Here is a 2,048-nt window from a genome sequence, read left to right on the forward strand (position 1 = left end):
AAGTGTCTAGTCGTGTTGATGGGTAGGGGAGCGTCCTGCATCCAGGGAAGCGGCGGCGGAAGCCAGTCGTGGAGGGTGTGGGAGTGAGAATGCAGGCATGAGTAGCGAATGCAGAGTGAGAAACTCTGCCGCCGGATGACCAAGGGTTCCTGGGCCAGGCTAATCCGCCCAGGGTAAGTCGGGACCTAAGGCGAGGCCGACAGGCGTAGTCGATGGATAACGGGTTGATATTCCCGTACCCGAGCACGTGCGCCCAGGATGAGGCGGTTGATACTAACCACCCAAAGCCAGTTACCAATATCTTCGGATGGAGGTTTCTGTGTGGAGCGTGGGATCTGATTCCGTAGTAGTCGAGTGATGGGGTGACGCAGGAAGGTAGCTCCGCCAGTGAGTGGTAGTACTGGTGTAAGCGTGTAGACCGAGTGGTAGGCAAATCCGCCGCTCATATAGGTTGAGACGTGATGCGTAGCCGATTGAGGCGAAGTAGAGTGATCCTATGCTGCCGAGAAAAGCCTCTAGCGAGTGCGTGCACGGCCCGTACCCCAAACCAACACAGGTGGTCAGGTAGAGAATACTAAGGCGATCGGGTGAACTGTGGTTAAGGAACTCGGCAAAATGCCCCCGTAACTTCGGGAGAAGGGGGGCCAAACACTCTGAAGTCCCTTGCGGACTAGGGGTGGGTGGCCGCAGAGACCAGCGGAAAGCGACTGTTTACTAAAAACACAGGTCCATGCGAAGTCGCAAGACGATGTATATGGACTGACGCCTGCCCGGTGCTGGAACGTTAAGAGGACCGGTTAACCCCTTTGGGGGTGAAGCTGAGAATTTAAGCGCCAGTAAACGGCGGTGGTAACTATAACCATCCTAAGGTAGCGAAATTCCTTGTCGGGTAAGTTCCGACCTGCACGAATGGCGTAACGACTTTCCGGCTGTCTCAACCACAGGCCCGGCGAAATTGCACTACGAGTAAAGATGCTCGTTACGCGCGGCAGGACGGAAAGACCCCGGGACCTTTACTATAGTTTGGTATTGGTTTTCGGTTCGGCTTGTGTAGGATAGGTGGGAGACTGTGAAGCTGGCACGCTAGTGTTGGTGGAGTCGTTGTTGAAATACCACTCTGGTCGGATTGGGAATCTGAACCTCGGACCATGATCTGGTTCAGGGACAGTGCCTGATGGGTAGTTTAACTGGGGCGGTTGCCTCCTAAAGAGTAACGGAGGCGCCCAAAGGTTCCCTCAGCCTGGTTGGCAATCAGGTGTTGAGTGCAAGTGCACAAGGGAGCTTGACTGTGAGACAGACATGTCGAGCAGGGACGAAAGTCGGGACTAGTGATCCGGCACCACCTGGTGGAAGGGGTGTCGCTCAACGGATAAAAGGTACCCCGGGGATAACAGGCTGATCTTGCCCAAGAGTCCATATCGACGGCATGGTTTGGCACCTCGATGTCGGCTCGTCGCATCCTGGGGCCGGAGTAGGTCCCAAGGGTTGGGCTGTTCGCCCATTAAAGCGGCACGCGAGCTGGGTTTAGAACGTCGTGAGACAGTTCGGTCCCTATCCGCCGCGCGCGTAGGATACTTGAGGAAGGCTGTCCCTAGTACGAGAGGACCGGGACGGACGAACCTCTGGTATGCCAGTTGTCACGCCAGTGGCATGGCTGGTTGGCCACGTTCGGAAGGGATAACCGCTGAAGGCATCTAAGCGGGAAGCCTGTTCCAAGATGAGGTATCCCACCCCATGTGGGTTAAGGCCCCCAACAGACCATTGGGTTGATAGGCCAGAAATGGAAGCACAGTAATGTGTTGTCGAGTTGACTGGTACTAATAGGCCGAGGACTTGCCCACAAAGATGTTACGCATCCACTCTACAGCTCTGAAACACCACACAACCACACACAACTGTGTGAGCGTGTGTGGGTGTTTCGTAGTGTTTCGGTGGTTATAGCGTCAGGGAAACGCCCGGTCCCATTCCGAACCCGGAAGCTAAGCCTGACAGCGCCGATGGTACTGCAACCGAAGGGTTGTGGGAGAGTAGGACACCGCCGGACTAAC

The 2,048-nt window shown here is 55.7% G+C and carries 2 rRNA genes (1 of these 2 only partly in view); both read left to right on the top strand.

Annotation, left to right across the window (positions count from 1 at the left end):
- Positions 1 to 1,841 (top strand): 23S ribosomal RNA (locus ACIBTM_RS46415); it begins 849 nt to the left of the window's first position.
- 86 nt (positions 1,842 to 1,927) lie between these two features.
- Positions 1,928 to 2,044, top strand: a 5S ribosomal RNA gene (gene rrf / locus ACIBTM_RS46420).
- Positions 2,045 to 2,048 lie beyond the last annotated feature (4 nt).

The sequence above is a fragment of the Amycolatopsis sp. NPDC049868 genome (assembly GCF_044461365.1).
Classification (GTDB): Bacteria; Actinomycetota; Actinomycetes; order Mycobacteriales; family Pseudonocardiaceae; genus Amycolatopsis.